Below are 17,522 nucleotides of genomic sequence, written 5' to 3' on the forward strand. Positions count from 1 at the left end.
GCAATTGTAAAAATGATGATGATGGTTTTGAATAAAAGTCATGTCTTGTTTATTTCTATGCAAATATCAAAATTTTATTTTTAATATTACGAACTATTCACCTAAAAATTAGTTTTTATGATAATATTTATCATTTTTTGATTTTTTGTTTGATTTTACAACTTTCAGTTTTTGGTTTTTTAATAGATTTCAATAAAAATTTAACATTCTGTAATTAAATTCCCCAATCAACAAACTCATATTTAAACATTACCTAGAATCCTATCAATTTTAAACAAGACGCTATTGCACAATCGCTTCAAAAAAATCTTTTGAACTCAAAAATCTACAGCTAATAGTCTTTATAATACGGATACATGCTTTAGAAGCACTATTTTTGATAAAAATTGTAATGCATCCATTTAAATAAAATGATTAAAAAGGTATTAAAACACATAATGATCACAACTCTTACTATCATAGGCATATTAGTAATCGCTTACTTCTTATTCACAAATTATTACCCAAGTTTTGGTGGAGATGTTTCTAAAGAGGAACAAGAAACCTACAAAACATCTCAACAATTTAAAAACGGTAAATTTAACAACACCAATCCGGTGCCTAAAGAATTAAGTTTTAACGAGAATTTAAAAATAGCTTATACCTTTTTTACTAAAAAAGTACCAAACGCAAGACCTAAAGAAGATTTAAAACCCATTACTATAGATTCTTTAAATATTGCTAATTACAAAGGAAAAGCTAGATTGATTTGGTTTGGGCATTCGTCTTTTTTACTACAAATAGACGGGAAAACAATTTTACTAGATCCTATGTTTGGTAAAGTGCCTGCTCCTCATCCGCTGTTAGGCGCAAATCGTTTTAATGAACAGTTTCCGATAGAAATAGCCAAATTACCAAAAATTGATGCCGTCATTTTTTCTCACGATCATTTAGATTATGAATCTATTTTAAAGATTAAAGACAAAACCAATCATTTTTATGTTCCCTTAGGTGTGGGTACGCATTTAAAAGCTTGGAACATTCCTTCTAATAAAATAACAGAACTAGATTGGTGGCAAAATGTACCGTTAGATAATTTGAACTTGGTGTGTACACCTGCGCAACATTTTTCTGGTAGAAAATTAAACAACGGACAAAGTACTTTATGGAGTTCTTGGGTTATTCAGTCTAAAAATGAAAACATTTATTTTAGTGGTGATAGTGGCTACGCAAATCACTTTAAAGAAATTGGTGAAAAATATGGCCCTTTCGATTTAGCTTTGATGGAATGTGGGCAATACAACGAAATGTGGACTGATATACACATGATGCCAGAAGAAACTGCACAAGCAGGAATTGATGTGCAAGCAGAAAAAATAATTCCGATTCATTGGGGTGGTTTTAAATTGGCAATGCATGAATGGACAGATCCTATTGAGCGTGTAACTATAAAAGCGAAAGAACTAAACCTAAAAGTAATTACGCCTAAAATTGGTGAAGAAATTATGGTGAAAGATTCTCTACAGACTTACACCAATAACTGGTGGAAAGATTTGTAAGTATCCTTTTACACTGAAAGAGTTATCAACTTTAAAAGTTGACAATAGTTGTTAAGTTGATTGTAAATATCTCATTTATATGATTTGAATACTCTAAATTTGAAACAGATTGATGAAAAAATAAAATTGCTAGATGTTTTCTAAATCTTTATATATTAATAATTTCTGAAAGAATAACTAGATTTGGTTGTTTTCTTTGGGATATAGTAAGTTTATATTACCTTATAATAAGTTAGCTTTAATGCGAGAGCTAGTTTAAGGAATTGAAGTTCTGAAAAGGAAAAAACTGAACTGAATCTAACTCAAAATTGATAAGCATTTGTGACAAGTCAGAAAAAATTAATCTTTAATAATTTTCTTTACATAAACACCTCTAACAAATAGAATTTTAAGAATATAAGTTCCTTTACTCAAACTATTTATGTCTATAGAGTTTATTTTTGTTGTAGTTAAAACAGCCCTTCCATTCATATCAAATAACTCTATTTTTTTTGGAATAATATCACCATAATTTAAATTAATATAGTCTTTAGTAGGATTAGGAAAAACATTTATATCTCTTTTTATATTTTCATTAATACTTAAAGTTTCACAGCTTGTTTTAACTTCTTCTTTATTATTACAACCATCTTTGTTATTACCTATACCAATGTTCTTGATATTATTTTCTAAAAAATCACAAACAATATTAATATTACATACTTTTAAATTTGAATTTCCATAAATTCGAATAATCCGTCCAACACTATTTATGTTATTTAAAGAATTAATGTTAGTTAAGCCATTATTAAAGTTTATATCTATATCTAATCCAACTGATGTTAATAAATCAAATCCTTTTAATTCTTTTAAGGTATTATTAAAGGTAAAACTCAAATTGAAAGCTATAGAAGATAATTTTTTAAAGCTCTCAAAACTACCAATATTAGTATCATAAATTTTAAAGTTCCCTTTAATTTGTTCTAAATTATTGAATCCATTAAAATTAGTTATACTGCTGGTGTTTATATTTAAAGAATTAAAATTCAACAACTTATTAAATCCACTTAAATTAGACACACTAAACTTATACATATTTAAATCTGAACCGATTGATTCAAGTTCATTAAAATTGTTTAATTCTACTATTCCACCATTTTCATTAAAACTTAAATAACCTCCAATAGTTTTTAAATTATTAAATCCACTGAAATCACTAATTGAGTTTTTACTAAAACGAACATTAGATTCAATAGTTTCTAATAAGTTGAACCCACTTATTTCATCTAAATTAGGATTACTTTCTATAGATAAAACATCATCTATCTGTTTTAGATTGTTAAATCCTGTAATTTTTGTTAGTGAATTGTTCTTTTCAATTCCAAGTTCTCCTGTTAATTCTTCAATTTGATTAAAACCTTCAATAGTTTCCAACTGATTACTATGTTGAATTGTAATATTGTTTACAGATCCGGTTAAAGAATTAAAACCGTTAATTGACTTTAATGAACTTTGCCATATAGTAAAGCTTCCTTTAATATTTTCTAAACTTGGAAATTCACTTAAGGTCGCTAATTTAGGATTAGAACTGAATCCTAAATCGCCTTCAATACTTATTAAATTATCAAAACCGACAACTGTAGTTAATTCATCATTTCGTAACACAGAAAAAAAGGAGCCTCCAATAGTTTCAAGGTCGTTAAAACCATTTATAGTAATTAAGCTATAATTTTCATAAAAATTCAAAATATCAGCTATAGTTTTAAGTTTATTAAAACCAGATATAGTCTCTGTTCTATTATACCTAAATTCTAAATCACCTCCTATATTAGCTAACTCTTCAAACCCTTCAATAATGTTAGTGTAATTATACCAAAATTTAACATCACCAGTAACTATTTGTAAAGTATCAAAAGCATCTAAAGATATGAAATCATTACTAAATCTAAAGGTTAAATTTCCATTAATTATATTCAGTTTTTCAAACCCACTAAATAGAATATCACTCTCATTACTTTCTATTAAAAAATTACCATTAATAGATTCTAGAAGATTAAATCCATTAATGTCTATAAGTGCATTATTACGTTCTAATAAAATTCCATTGCTAATAGATATTAGCTTTTTAAAGCCATTAATATGTAAACTTGTATTTTGTTCGAAAATCAAAGTACCTCCAATAGAGGTTAATTCTTTAAATCCTGCAATTGTTTGAGCACTATTATTAGAGAATTCTAAATTTCCGTTAATATTTTTTAGTTCTTCAAAATCATTTAGGCCAGTTAAATCATTATTATTATTTAATTTAAAATTACCACTAATTGAAGTCAGGTTTTTTAAACTCTTTAAATTGTCAATAGAATTATTTGAAATGGTAAAATCTCCATCAATTGAAGTCAGACTTTCTAATCCATTAATATTTATTGATTGATTAAGTCCTGCAATTGAAAAATCGCCCTTAATTGAAGTAATATTTGATAATCCATCTAAATTTTGGATTTCATTTGAATAATTATTAATACTTATATTTACGCCTACATCTGTACAGTTAGGAAAATTAACTTTAAATGAATCTATGTCAGATTGAGTATAAAAATTTAAACTGTTTGAAGGACATTGGGAATAACCAATATAGATAATAAAAACGAGTAAAAAAGTAAAAGTATTTTTCATATTTTTATTGTAAAAATAAATAAATTTTATCAAGACTAAAATATTTCAACCTCTTTGTTTAATTCAAAAAACGGGAATTAATACTCGTTTTAAACAATTAATTCTAAACAAAAATGCACTAAAAGCTAACACCGTGTATAATTTATTGCTGGTTTTAGCTTATTTTAGAAAATCCTACGGATTTTCTAAAATCTGTGTTCTATTTACTAACTTTACTGCTTAAACCACGCAACAAACCATACACAACAACGTTCTACGCAATTTAAAAACATCTAAATTGTAACATATTAATATTTTAATATACTAATACCCTGAACAATAACATACAAGAAATGAAAAAAAATAATGGAACGACCTTTATGGTAATAGGATTGATGTTTACAACTCTTGGTTTAACAATTTTGAACGAACACAAAATTTTACAATATAGCGCTCTAACTTTTGGAGTTACATTAACAATATATAGTGTATTTGTATCTGACAAATGGAAAAAAACCAAAAAAAAATGGAAAATTAAAATTTAGCAAATTAATAAAAGAAATAAATTAAAACGATTGAATAAAATACTCTGAGTCGGAACAAAATGCCGTATTTAATCTTGCGGAATTATTACTCAAACGAAATTTATAAATGTTGCATAAAAATGCACTAAGAAACAAAATTTACGCTTCCGAAATTTAACTAGTTTGTAAAATTGAAAACTGAAAGAAAAATTAAGCGGAATAAAAAACAGCGTAGAACACCGTGTGTAATTACCTAAATAAAAATTAAAAGCAACCATATGAAAAAACCTTTACTTTTTTTAGTCTCATTATTAATTTGCTGTAACATAAATGCTCAAATACAGGTTTCTAATTTCACTTACAATAATCTTCAAAATTCGCATCCTATAGGATTACAGGAGTTTAATGGAAAGATTTTCTTTTCAGCTGTAAATGATGGTTCTGGCAGAGAGTTATGGTCAAGTAATGGCACATCTTCAAAGACGAATTTAGTAATAGATATTAAACCTGGTGAAACTGACGGATTAACCAATTTAAACTCAACAACACTTAATAATGAATTGTACTTTGTTGCAAATGATGACAATAGCTATTCAGGTGGAGAAATTTGGAAAACAAGTGGAGAAACAGTAGGTTCTTCTCTAGTAACAAAATACACAGGGAAATTATTTGGATTAACAACTGTTGGAAGTCTAATTTATATAACAATAAAAACTGATGATACTACTTTACAAATTTGGAAATCTGACGGGACTGATTTAGGAACAGTATTAGTAAAAGATAATATCGCCATATGGGGTGTGCCTACATTTCAAGGTAGTGTAAATAACATTTTCATTTACACCATCCAAGTACCATCAACTAATAACTCTAGAGTATGGAGGAGCGACGGAACTGATTCAGGAACTTATGAACTTACTAAAGAATTAGATGGTAATGGATCTACAGGCAGTACTTCTAATTTTAGTCAGTATATAAAATACAACAACAAATTATATTTTATTACTCGTTATTCTTTATATGAAACAGATGGCACTATTAATGGAACGAACAATATTACAAGTGTATGGAATGCTCAGAATGATATAGTGAGTTTTGGTGATGTAATTGAGTTAAATGGCAAAATGTTTTTTTCCTTTTTTTCTAAAAATTTGAATAAATTATCTATTTATAAATCTGATGGCACATTTAATGGCACTTCAGAAATTTACACAGTAACCAATAGCCAATATTTTTACCCTTCATATTTAAATACATCTGGCGATAATTTAATTTTTTCTTCTGTGAATACTAATAACGGTACTTCGCTATTTTATTTAGACAGTAATACTAATTTAGTCACAGAAATCATTGAAATAGACCAAGCATCACAAGAACCAATTATCTTTAAACATTCTCATTCAGCATTATCTTTAGATAATATAAATGGAAATCTTTTTTTTGTTAGTTCACCTAAAAATTCTACAAGTAAAAAAGGGTGGATTTTAGATAAAAGTTCTACAACTTTAAATCCTGTTGAAGAATTAGACAACCTATTTCATGGCATTGGGCAAAAAATCATCTATAAAAATGACTTATACTATTCTAAAGATTATCAACTATGGAAATTTAATACTAATAGCCTTAGTATAAATACATTTAAAAATAATCAAGAATTGCAAGTCTTTCCAAATCCTACATCAGATTTTATTTACTTTAATAGACCAGATGATATTTCTCAAATTAAAGTCTATGATTTAAATGGAAAGCTAGTTTTTAAAGAAAATAATTTCACAAATAACACAATACACCTGGGCAACTTAAAATCAGGATCCTACATTATTAAAATAATTAATAAGAATCATAGTATTACGAACAGAAAACTATTAAAAAAATAACTTTTGTAAACACCCAGTGTAATTCACCCCTTAAACAACGCAACGTATCCTTTTCACATTGAAAGACTTATCAACATTAAAAAGTTGACAATAGTTGTTAAGTTGATTGTAAAAATATCATTTATATGATTTGAATACTCTAAATTTGAAACAGATTGATGAAAAAATAAAATTGCTAGACGTTTTCTAAATCTTTATGTATTAATAATTCCTGAAAGAATAATTAGATTTGGTTGTTTTCTTTGGGATATAGCAAGGTATTATTACCTTATAATAAGTTGGCAACAAGCTAAAAAACAACACTAACTGAATGACAACAAACGAAGTAAGAAAAATAATTGCTGATTCCGAACATTCAGATTGGTACGAATCTATAAACTTACATATCACATATCCACATTTGGATTTTGACCAAACATTAACAGGGTTTAGTTCTATTCATAAGTTTTTAGAACAACAGATTAATGGATGGGACAAGTTTGGAGAAAATATTCCTAGCGAACTAAAGGTTTCTAAAAAACATTTTTCTACATTTAAATCAAGACTTGAAAACCACTTGAACTCATTCATTAATTCCAATCACAATGAAAGTCAATTAAATAATTCTTGGAATTCGGAAAAAAATCAAATTCAAAACAATAAGACATTATTTGTATTTGACTCACCTCAAACTGAATTTCTAATAAAGATTCATAGAGAGATTCCTAAATACTACGCTGGAGCTTATAATTTTGTAATGGGAAATTATAACATTTCAAATAAGGAATCTATGATTGGACATCTTTTAGCGTATGAGTTTGAACTAAAAGACTACACAGAAATAACAAAACGCAGAGATAAGGAAAAATCTTCAATTGGTCGTTTAAGAAATGACTTTAGGAGCCAATTATCAGAAAGCGAAACTCAGTTAGCAGAACATCTAAAGTCTGCTAATGTTGAATTTAAGAACTACACGCAAAAAATTGACGAATTAAAAACCGAAAAAGAAACTCATTTTGAAGATTGGTTTGGTAATTCTAAAAAAGAATTTACAGATTTCGATACTGCTTCAAAGGAGAAAATAGCGGATTTAGAGCATACTTATGAGGAATTATTAAGATTAAAAAAGCCAGCCGAATATTGGAATCAGAGAGCAACGAAATTAAATAAAGAAGGATGGAAAGCCATTTATTGGTTAGTTGGATTAGTTGCTTTTGCTTGTATAACTTTATACTTTTTATTATGGTTAACACCTGATGGAATGTTATTAAGCTTCATAAAAGGACAAGCAAGCGCAATTAAATGGTCTATTATTTATGTGACATTTATTTCATTTTTAGCATTTGGAATACGAGCTTTAAATAAAGTTGCTTTTAGTGCATTTCACCTTTCTAGAGATGCAGAAGAAAGAGAACAATTAACATACGTTTATTTATCATTAATTAAGGATTCAGCAGTAGATGAAAAAGATAAATCCTTAATAATGCAATCGTTATTTAGTCGAGCAGAAACTGGTTTATTAAAAGGAGATTCTGGACCTGCAATGCCAAATGATATAACAGGAAAAATATTTGGCGGAAATTAAAAGCCAGTTGCCAACACCGTGTATAATTTATTACTTGGTTCTCGCCTACTTACGAAAATCCTCGCGGATTTTGAACTGCTCCCAAAAAGTTAGACACAAGCTGAAAAAACCATTCCGAATACAATGAACAAACGAAAAATAGTTTCAGGAATAATTATAATTCTACTTTCCTATTTGTTCTATTGGGCTTTTGAGCCTTATAGTTTAAATCCATTTTCAGACAAGCCAATTTCACTATCAGAAAGTCAAAATCATCTAAATTGCAACAACTTAAATAGTTTTAGCTTCAAAGCTGATAGTATTATTAATTCCGCAATAAATAAAAATGAGTTTTTAGCAACTTCAACAGCTGTTTATTCAGAAAAATGTGGAAATTGGTTATCTACAGCAGGATTTTTAAATAAAGGAAATCAAGAAAAACCGTCTAAAAATAGTCAGTTCAGAATTGCATCTGTGAGTAAACCAATGACAGCTATTGCTATTCTTCAACTTTACGAAAAAGGAAAAATAAATTTAGATTTACCAATCCAAAACTATTTACCTGAATTTCCAAAAAAGAAAAAAGGAGAAATTACAATTCGTCAATTATTAAATCATACATCTGGAATTCCTCATTACAAATCTGATTTAGGAATTTTCAACTTTACTCACTATGACAATTGCGAAAAAGCTCTTGAAAAATTTGAGAATAGAGAACTAGTTTTTAAACCAGATACTGAATTTTTATATTCATCATTTGGTTACACACTACTTGGTGCAATTTTAGAGAAAGTTTCAGGAAAATCATATCAAACTTATATGCACGAAAATATTTGGAAACCAGCAAATATGACTAACACTAATTTAAAACAGACTAAAACAAATGTTTACATAAAACTCGGAAATCATTTTTACAGAAGTCCAAAAAATGATTTGAGTTACACATATTCTGGTGGAGGAATACAATCAACAGCAGAAGACCTTCTAAAATTTGGAAAAGGTGTCTTAAATTATAAGTTTTTAAATCCTTCGACAACAAAACTAATGATTCAGTTGACTAATAACAGTAAGGAAATGGAATATACTTTCGGATGGGATAATTGGAAAAGTCCTAAATTTGGAAAAGTCATTGAACATAATGGAACACAAGTTGGGTCAAGTAGCTATTTTAGAATATATTTTGATAAAAAAGTGGTAGTTGCTACTTTAGCAAATAATTTGAATTCAAGCGAAGCAGTTCGAAATTTATCAATTAAACTTTCATATCTATTATTAGAAATGGAAAAAGAATAAAAAGCCAGATGCCTAACACCATGTATAATTAATTTCCTGGTGATAAACTACTTACGAAAATTCTTACGGATTTTCTATTCAGTTTTTATTTGTTAAATTACGTGCTTTACCACGCAGCTAATCTTATACAAAAACTTTGGTAGTAATTAAAAAAACGAAAATCAGATTAATAACAATAATTATGAAAAAATTAAATCTTCTATTTTTTTTAAGTCTGTTTTCCATTTCATTATTTAGTCAAAGTGAAGTTAAAATTGATAAAAAATATTTTGAAAATGGAAATATAAAATCAGAAATAAATTTTCTAAGAAAAGGAAATAAAAAAATAAGGGAAGGAAAAAGCACTTTTTGGTATAGTACTGGTGAATTAAAAATCATTACAAATTATATAAAGAATAAATTAAATGGTGAAAGAATTAGCTATTGGAAAAACGGGGAATTAAAGAGAAAAGAATTATTTAAAAAAGGTAAACTTAAAAGCGGAAAGTGTTTTGACAAAAGTGGAAAAGAAATAGAATACTATAATTTTGAAATTCAGCCGGAATTTCCTGGTGGCAAAATAGCTTTTAAGAGTTTTATTAAAAAACATCTCACTTCTAACAGCTCTAACACAAGAGGAAAGTTAATTTTTAAATTCACAATTGAATCAAATGGAAAAACTTCTAATGTAAAAATACTCAAAGACACGAATCCAAGTTTAAAAAATGAAGTTAATAATATGTTCAATTTTATGCCAATTTGGAAACCAGCAAAACAAGATGGAAACCCAGTAAAAGTAAAGAGAACGATACCTATTAATTTTGGATAAAAACTAACCCAAATAAAGAACCGAGCTAAAAACAACTCTTTTCTTCATTAAATTTACAAACTATTACTCTAGGCTCATAATACTCTCAATTCATATTATGAGCTTTTATTTTTTATGTAATTACTATTTATTTAATAATAACGGTTATAAAACTGAATGAAATTGAATGAAACGCAAAAAACTCATTGAATAACAATGATTTTAGTACTATTTTTGCGCCCATGGAAAATCTAAAACAAGTAACAAAGAAATTACAGCGTGGCGTTGCAGAAGCTATTCAGCAATTTACAATGATAGCCGAAGGAGATAAAATTATGGTTTGTCTCTCTGGCGGAAAAGACAGTTACGCAATGTTAAACATGTTATTGTATTTCCAAAAAGTAGCGCCTATTTCTTTTGATCTTGTAGCTGTAAATTTAGATCAAAAACAACCTGGTTTTCCGGTAGAAGTATTACCTACTTATTTAAGCAACTTAAAAGTTGATTATAAAATTATAGAGAAAAACACCTATAAGATTGTGATGGACAAAACGCCTGAAGGTAAAACAACCTGTAGCTTATGTTCACGTTTGCGTAGAGGAACTTTATATGAAGCAGCCAAAGATTTAGGTTGTAATAAATTGGCTTTAGGACATCATAAAAACGACATTATAGAAACCTTTTTCTTAAACTTCTTCTTTGCAGGGAAAATGGAAACAATGCCACCAAAATTTAAAAATGATGCTGGTGATATTATTGTTTTAAGACCTTTGGCTTTCTGTAATGAAAGTGATATTGAAACGTATGCCAATTTTATGGACTTCCCTATTATACCGTGTAACTTATGTGGTTCTCAAGAAAACTTACAACGTAAAAAGGTAAAACAAATGATTACCGATTGGGAAACCGAGTTCCCGAATAGAAATGCCATTATGATGAACGCTTTACAAAACGTATTTCCTTCTCATTTATTAGATAAAAATTTATATGATTTTGATAATCTAGAATCTAAAATATCAGAACCTATAGCTACCATTTAGAGAAGTTAGAATTATTTTAAGTGAATAAGATTTTAAAACAAAAAGCCATATAAACTTAACTATTCGGTAAAAGTGTTTGTATTTTTTGAAGTAAATCTTTAATTTCTTTTACAGAATTTAAATTTTCTTTTACAGGCATCGTACTTTGTCTCTCGATTAACTGAACAGGAATCACCATTTTAGAAATATTATTTTCATTTTTTAACTGTATTAATATTTGCTTTACAGCTTGTTTCCCTATTTCTAAAAAATTTTGATGAACGGTTGTTAATGGCGGATTGTAATATGCACTATTTACAGTATCATCAAAACCCGTTACCGCAATTTGATCTGGTACGGCATATTTTTGCTCTGCACAAGCTCTTATAGCTCCCAGTGCCATTTGATCATTCCCTACTAATAAAGTATCTATATTTTGTGGTTGCAAGAGTAGTTTTGTAGTTTCATAATACCCACTTTTAGCACTCCAATCTCCTGTTTCTACCGTTACAATTTCGGCATCAGAGGGTTTTAAAACATCTAACCAAGCTTGTTTTCTCAAATTTGCAGCGTGCGAATGTACAGGTCCATTTAAAAGCGCAAACCTTTTTCTACCATGCTTCAACATTAACTCGGCAATTAACACAGCTCCTTTATAATGGTCTGCAGCAACCTGACTCACATTTGCTTCAGGCGAAACATCTATAAATAAAAAAGGTAAATGCTTATGTTTTGCTACTAAATTTTCTGCCAACTCTTTTTGTACGGGTAAATTTATAAACACAACGTCTACTTGCTGTGATTTTAACTCCCGTATCGCATTTTCTAAGTTTTCCTCTTCAGAATTTGAAACAGCAATAGATATAGCATACCCAGCTTTTTCACTTTCTAAGCGAATTCCATTGACAATACTAGAAGCACCTTCCATGGTCATCTCTAATGTTATGACACCAAAAACCTTTGCTTTTTTACGTACTAAAAGCTGAGCTCCTTTATTTGGCACATACCCTAATTGATCAATTGCCTCCTGAACTTTTTTTAAGGTATTCGCATTTACTCCTTCCCCTCCATTAGTTACTCTAGAGACCGTCTGTGTAGAAACCCCTGCTAATTCTGCAACTTCCTTAAATGTTACCTTTTTATTCATAAACAAACCTTAATTACAACAAATATAATTGTTTAAAGATTACAATGTCTTATTCATAGAAAAATCTATACCTGTATGGAATTACAACAAGTATAGATTTTACAACTATCGTGGAATTAAAAAAATTAAAACTTATTATATCTTCACTACAAAACCTCCACCTGGAGCCATACGTACTGTAAACGTATCTTTTATGTTTTCTGTTTTTTTCACAAAATCAACCCCATTCATATCTGCATTCGGCCCATCTTTAAAAACAGTAGCACTTCCAGATTTCCCTGTAATCTCTTTTACATTGATGGTAATTTCACGAGCATCCCAGTTATTTAAACCACCAATATACCAGTCATCTCCTTTTCTACGAGCTGTAATAATATACTCCCCTATTTTTCCATCTACAGTAATGGTTTCATCCCAAGTAGTAGGAATAGAAGCAATAAATTCTGTACTAACCGGATTCTTCTCATAATTAGTAGGGGTATCACAAAGCATATTTAAAGGAGAAAAGAAAATTACATATTCCGCAAATTGATGCGTACGAGTACCTTGACTCATCGGTTTTGAGAAGTTGGGAGCATATTGGGTTTCTACTTCATTGGTAATAGTATTTAAAGCCTTTACCGCATTATTCATAGCACCTTGCGTATAATCTACAGGTCCAGAAATCATTCTAATAAACGGAAACGTAACATCATACGTAACTTGATCACATTCTTTCGGCTGCCATTTCATTTGCTCTAAACCATGCACACCTTCAAAATTTAAAATATTTGGATAGGTGCGTTGTAAACCTGCCGGTTTATAAGTTCCATGAAGATCTACAATTAATTTATATTTTGCACACATTTGTGCAGAACGCTCATTAAAATATACCAATTCTTGATCATCGCCATTCATAAAATCGACCTTAAAACCTTTTACGCCCATTTCACTATAATGCTTACAAACCTCTTCCATATCTTTGTCAAAAGCATAATAACCCGCCCACAGAATAATATCTACATTGCGTTCTTTTGCATACTCAACCAGTTCTTTGATATCAATTTCAGGAACAACCTGCATTAAATCATATACCTTATTAACAGACCAACCTTCATCTAAAATTACATATTCAATGCCATTTTTTGAAGCAAAATCAATATAATATTTATACGTTCTATTATCAATACCTGCTTTAAAATCAACCCCCTCTAAATTCCAGTTATTCCACCAATCCCAAGCAACTTTTCCTGGTTTAATCCAACTTGTATCTCCAATAACATTTTTAGCAGCTAATTTGTAAGACATGGTTGTATTTGCCAACTCCACATCATTTCTTGTTACAATTGCCGCTCTCCAAGGAAAACTACGCGGTCCATTTACTTTGGCTATAAAAGGATATCTACTCTTTACAATCACCTGTAAATTATTGTACCCAGTATGTTCTTCTACCTCATTTCTTAAAGGAGCAAAAAAAGCATTCATTGTATTTTTACCAATACTTGTGGTTAAATACATTCCTGGATAATTTCTTAAATCACTTTCTGTAATAGTAATACGTTTTTGGTTTTTAGACTCGATGCTTAAAGGCAAAAACATTAACCTATTTTTATCTAAATCAGAAATTTTAGAACGTGTGTATTGATTTTCGAAAGATTGAAAAAGTTGATGCTCCATAGTTCCTGGAGAATACACATACGGTACTGTAGTTTCTACATCGTGCGCAAACTTGTACTGTGCTTGCTCACTCACTACTTCATAATTTCCTTTTTTTGTTGAAGCAAAACGATACGCAACGCCATCATTATAAGCTCTAAACTCTAAGCTCCAATAATCATTAAATGTTACCTTTACAGTATTATACTCATCTTTTACCGTTTTAGATTTGTAAAAATGAGCATTGATTATCGTATTTACTTTCGCTGTTTTAATGTTCTTTATTTTAGAGCCTAGTCCCCAGATAGTTCCATCAGACAAGGTCATAGAAAGATGAGAAGGCTCTAATACTTGCACTCCGTCTTGTGAAATAGTGTAAAATATAGATTTACCTACAGTTACTTCTGCCTGTGTTTTACCATCAGGAGATTTTACGATTATTTTTTTATCCGCTGCAGACATTGTTGTCGCTCCAAAAAGAATTAATAATGCTGCTGCCATTATTGAAAATGTATTTTTCATGATTATAAATTTTAAGTTAATTGTTGTTTATTCTATTTTTTAAGTTGATTTACCACCAGATTTCAAATTGTAATCCATAGGTAAATCCGGAAGTATTATTACCAAAAGGAGCTCCATTAGGCGTATTACCAATCAGTCCTTTTAAATCATCACTCCAAAAAGCGTAGGTAACAAACGGACGCAATACTGGACGCGCGTAAAAACCTTTCTCTAACGAAAGCTCTGGCGTAAACGTTATTTTATCAAGATTACCAGAAACATTTAATTGTTCATTTTTTATATACTCATGCGTTAATTCTAAGTGTAATTTAAAATTATTACTCAAATAATACATTCCTCTTGCTCCTGCAGTTAACCAATACAGCATTTTGTCTCTCCCTTTCAAATAGGCTTTATTAGTAGGATTAGCGCTATTGTATTCATAAGGCTTTGTTCCGTAATCTCTCATTACAGCAGACAGAATACCATTTACAGCAAAAGTTTCTTTATCATCATATAAAAAGTTATTGTTGATTTCCAAGAAGTAAGAACTTGCATTATCATTTAAAACAATGTTATCATTTCCTGGATTTTCTTTTTCTGACATTCCAGACCAGTGATGTATTGGAATAGAAGCACCTTGTCTAAATATAAGAGCTGTTGTATTGGTGATGTACTTCTTCTCATAATCTAACCAAGAAATAACCGCAAAACCGTGTTTCGCATCATATTCCATGATTTCATTTTCTGCCCGATAACTATAATTTAAAGAGACATTCATTTTAAGCGTTTCACTAATCGGTAAATGCACATAACGCACATCTGCCGTGTATGCTCTTAAGTGATCTTTTGCACCATTTATAAAAGAAATATCCTTTCCTCTCTCTTGAAAAGCCCAAATACCAAATTTAATATCTTCATCAGTTCCTTTCTGAATCAGTTTCTCCATACCAACCCCCCAACCTCTTTGTCCAGGATTTACCCATTGTCTGTCTAACATATGTTCCGCTCTACGATCATAAAATCGTTTACCTGCCCAAATAACCTCTCCGTTTCCTAAAAAATTATTTGCACGCACATATAATTGTTCCGTTTTATTAAAACTCATTTGAGTATCCGTTCCAAAATCTTCATAAATAGAACTCATCCAAATAACATCTAGAGATTTTGATTTCTCTTTATCAAAATAATAAGAATAGTCAAATTCTAATTCACCATAAGTATCCGCTTGATTTCCCAAACTATATTTATTTTGAGCACCTGGCATTTGAAAATGAGCTTGCGTTTCTCCGCCTTCACTTTGCCCAACACCTGTCCTTAAATAACCAGAAGTTTTAAACGTATGATTTACTTTTTCAAAAATTGTTTGTGCTTTTACATTAAATGTTGTCGAAAACATAAATAACACAAAAAAAGATAACAAACCTCTTTCACCTATACGCCAAACAGATCCATTAGACTGCTCAACACATAATAAATCTCTATTAAATAATAGAACTTTATTCTTTTTAAAGATATTTAAATTATAATTTTTCATTGCTGCTAGTTAATTGTTTTCGCAAACATACATATAATTGTATGATTTTCAATGTTTAGAATAAATTATTTCTAAAAAAATAACTCCTAAATTATTTCCATAACAATATTAAATTAAAATACAAACCATTGAAAACACCTCTTAATCCTCTTATTTTATTGGCTTCTCTCTATTATAAATTGTTAAAACCATCATAAAATTTAAAAGAAAGCATTTAAATATTTTTTTATTACTAACCGATTGTTTAGTTTTGTTCCGTACTTAGAAATAATGGCAAGAAAAAAAGAATATAATGAAGATGTAGTCATAGAAAAAGCAATGAAGCTTTTTTGGCTGAATGGTTACAAAACCACTTCTATGCAAATGCTAGAGAAAGAGATGGGAATTAACAAGTTCTCTATATATGCTAGTTTTGGAAATAAGCATAGTCTTTTTCTTGAAAGCTTAAAATGCTATAAGGTAAAAGTAAATGTGGTTTTAAATAAATTAAAAAATGCTTCCAACGGAGTTGAAGATATCAAACAATTTTTCTACGATTCTGTAAGTTCTAATTTTAAAGACGACAACATAAAAGGATGTTTAGTAACAAACACCTATAATGAGTTTTCAGATTCTGAGGATGCATTGATTAAAGAAGAAATGAGTACTTTTATGAATAACTTAAAAGAGTTAATTATAGAAAAGCTTAAATTAGACGAATCAAAAGATTTAGAAACCATAGAAAAACAAGCCAATTTTTTACTGTTGGCAAAACATGGTTTAGCAGCAGCAGCAAGAGTAAATAGTAAAAAAGAAATTGAAGATTACATAGAAATGACCTTTATAAATATATAAACATTTTTTTTACCCAATAACTAAACGATAGTTTAGTTAAAATTAACATAAATAATAATAAATTAAAAATAGAAATTATGACAACATTAAAAGTTCAAAATATAGAAACAGCTCCAGAAGAAAGCAAAGGATTATTAGAAAAATCTCAAAAAGCTTACGGAATGATTCCTGGTTTACACGGAGTATTAGCTACCTCTCCTCAAGCTTTAGAAGCTTACCAAATATTACACGATTTATTTACAAAAACAGCTTTTAACGCAGATGAATTAACAGTAGTTTGGCAAACAATCAATGTAGAGCACGCATGTCATTATTGTGTACCTGCACATACAGGAATTGCAAAAATGATGAAAGTAGATGATGCTATTATAGAAGCATTACGTAACGAAACTCCGTTAGCAGATGAAAAACTAGAAGCTTTACGTACATTTACATTAATAATTACACGTAATAGAGGTCATGTGTCTCCAGAAGAATTAAGCACATTCTATGCAGCGGGTTATACAGAAAGAAGTGTTTTAGACATTATCTTAGGATTGTCTCAAAAAGTAATTAGTAATTACACAAATCATATTGCAAATACACCTGTAGATGCTGCTTTTCAACCATTTGCTTGGGAGAAAAAATAATTTATAAATAACAATATTATACCTACA

General features: G+C 29.2%; 12 protein-coding genes. 8 read left to right on the forward strand and 4 right to left on the reverse strand.

The features are described 5' to 3' along the window. Positions 1 to 410 precede the first annotated feature (410 nt). Positions 411 to 1,538: an MBL fold metallo-hydrolase gene (locus tag H0I27_RS10170; protein ID WP_254713074.1), complete on the forward strand. Its 1,128-nt coding sequence runs from the start codon at positions 411 to 413 to the stop codon at positions 1,536 to 1,538. 339 nt (positions 1,539 to 1,877) lie between these two features. Here H0I27_RS10170 and H0I27_RS10175 read toward each other — a convergent pair whose 3' ends face one another. Next, complete coding sequence (locus H0I27_RS10175) at positions 1,878 to 4,190, reverse strand: T9SS type A sorting domain-containing protein (protein ID WP_218730602.1); 2,313 nt, start codon at positions 4,188 to 4,190, stop codon at positions 1,878 to 1,880. 781 nt (positions 4,191 to 4,971) lie between these two features. Here H0I27_RS10175 and H0I27_RS10180 point away from each other — a divergent pair. The 5 genes from H0I27_RS10180 (at position 4,972) to ttcA (ending at position 11,233) form a co-directional block, all read left to right on the forward strand. Next, complete coding sequence (locus H0I27_RS10180) at positions 4,972 to 6,570, forward strand: T9SS type A sorting domain-containing protein (RefSeq protein WP_218730603.1); 1,599 nt, start codon at positions 4,972 to 4,974, stop codon at positions 6,568 to 6,570. Positions 6,571 to 6,880: 310 nt separating this feature from the next. Further along, positions 6,881 to 8,134, forward strand: coding sequence for a DUF6161 domain-containing protein (locus H0I27_RS10185; protein ID WP_218730604.1), 1,254 nt, complete (start codon positions 6,881 to 6,883; stop codon positions 8,132 to 8,134). Positions 8,135 to 8,257: 123 nt separating this feature from the next. Beyond that, a complete protein-coding gene (locus H0I27_RS10190; RefSeq protein WP_218730605.1) occupies positions 8,258 to 9,406 on the forward strand; it encodes a serine hydrolase in 1,149 nt (382 codons plus the stop codon). A gap of 181 nt (positions 9,407 to 9,587) precedes the next feature. Further along, positions 9,588 to 10,214, forward strand: a complete 627-nt coding sequence (locus tag H0I27_RS10195; protein ID WP_218730606.1) for an energy transducer TonB — start codon at positions 9,588 to 9,590, stop codon at positions 10,212 to 10,214. Between the two features lie 221 nt (positions 10,215 to 10,435). Then, the gene (gene ttcA / locus H0I27_RS10200; protein ID WP_218730607.1) at positions 10,436 to 11,233 is read left to right on the forward strand and encodes a tRNA 2-thiocytidine(32) synthetase TtcA; all 798 of its coding nucleotides are present in this window, start codon (positions 10,436 to 10,438) and stop codon (positions 11,231 to 11,233) included. Positions 11,234 to 11,288: 55 nt separating this feature from the next. Here the strand turns inward: ttcA and H0I27_RS10205 are convergent, their stop codons facing one another. The 3 genes from H0I27_RS10205 to H0I27_RS10215 form a co-directional block, all read right to left on the reverse strand. Continuing rightward, entirely contained in the window at positions 11,289 to 12,359 is a 1,071-nt protein-coding gene (locus H0I27_RS10205) for a LacI family DNA-binding transcriptional regulator (RefSeq protein WP_218730608.1), read from the reverse strand. Positions 12,360 to 12,494: 135 nt separating this feature from the next. Next, on the reverse strand, positions 12,495 to 14,516 hold the full coding sequence (locus H0I27_RS10210; RefSeq protein ID WP_218730609.1) for a glycoside hydrolase family 97 protein: 2,022 nt from the start codon (positions 14,514 to 14,516) through the stop codon (positions 12,495 to 12,497). A 49-nt stretch (positions 14,517 to 14,565) separates the two neighbouring features. Then, positions 14,566 to 16,032: a carbohydrate porin gene (locus H0I27_RS10215; protein WP_218730610.1), complete on the reverse strand. Its 1,467-nt coding sequence runs from the start codon at positions 16,030 to 16,032 to the stop codon at positions 14,566 to 14,568. A gap of 270 nt (positions 16,033 to 16,302) precedes the next feature. Here H0I27_RS10215 and H0I27_RS10220 point away from each other — a divergent pair, with 270 nt between their 5' ends. Continuing rightward, the gene (locus H0I27_RS10220) at positions 16,303 to 16,866 is read left to right on the forward strand and encodes a TetR/AcrR family transcriptional regulator (RefSeq protein ID WP_218730611.1); all 564 of its coding nucleotides are present in this window, start codon (positions 16,303 to 16,305) and stop codon (positions 16,864 to 16,866) included. Positions 16,867 to 16,943: 77 nt separating this feature from the next. Further along, positions 16,944 to 17,495: a carboxymuconolactone decarboxylase family protein gene (locus H0I27_RS10225; RefSeq protein ID WP_218730612.1), complete on the forward strand. Its 552-nt coding sequence runs from the start codon at positions 16,944 to 16,946 to the stop codon at positions 17,493 to 17,495. Positions 17,496 to 17,522 lie beyond the last annotated feature (27 nt).

This window comes from Polaribacter sp. HaHaR_3_91 (genome assembly GCF_019278525.1).
Classification (GTDB): Bacteria; Bacteroidota; Bacteroidia; order Flavobacteriales; family Flavobacteriaceae; genus Polaribacter.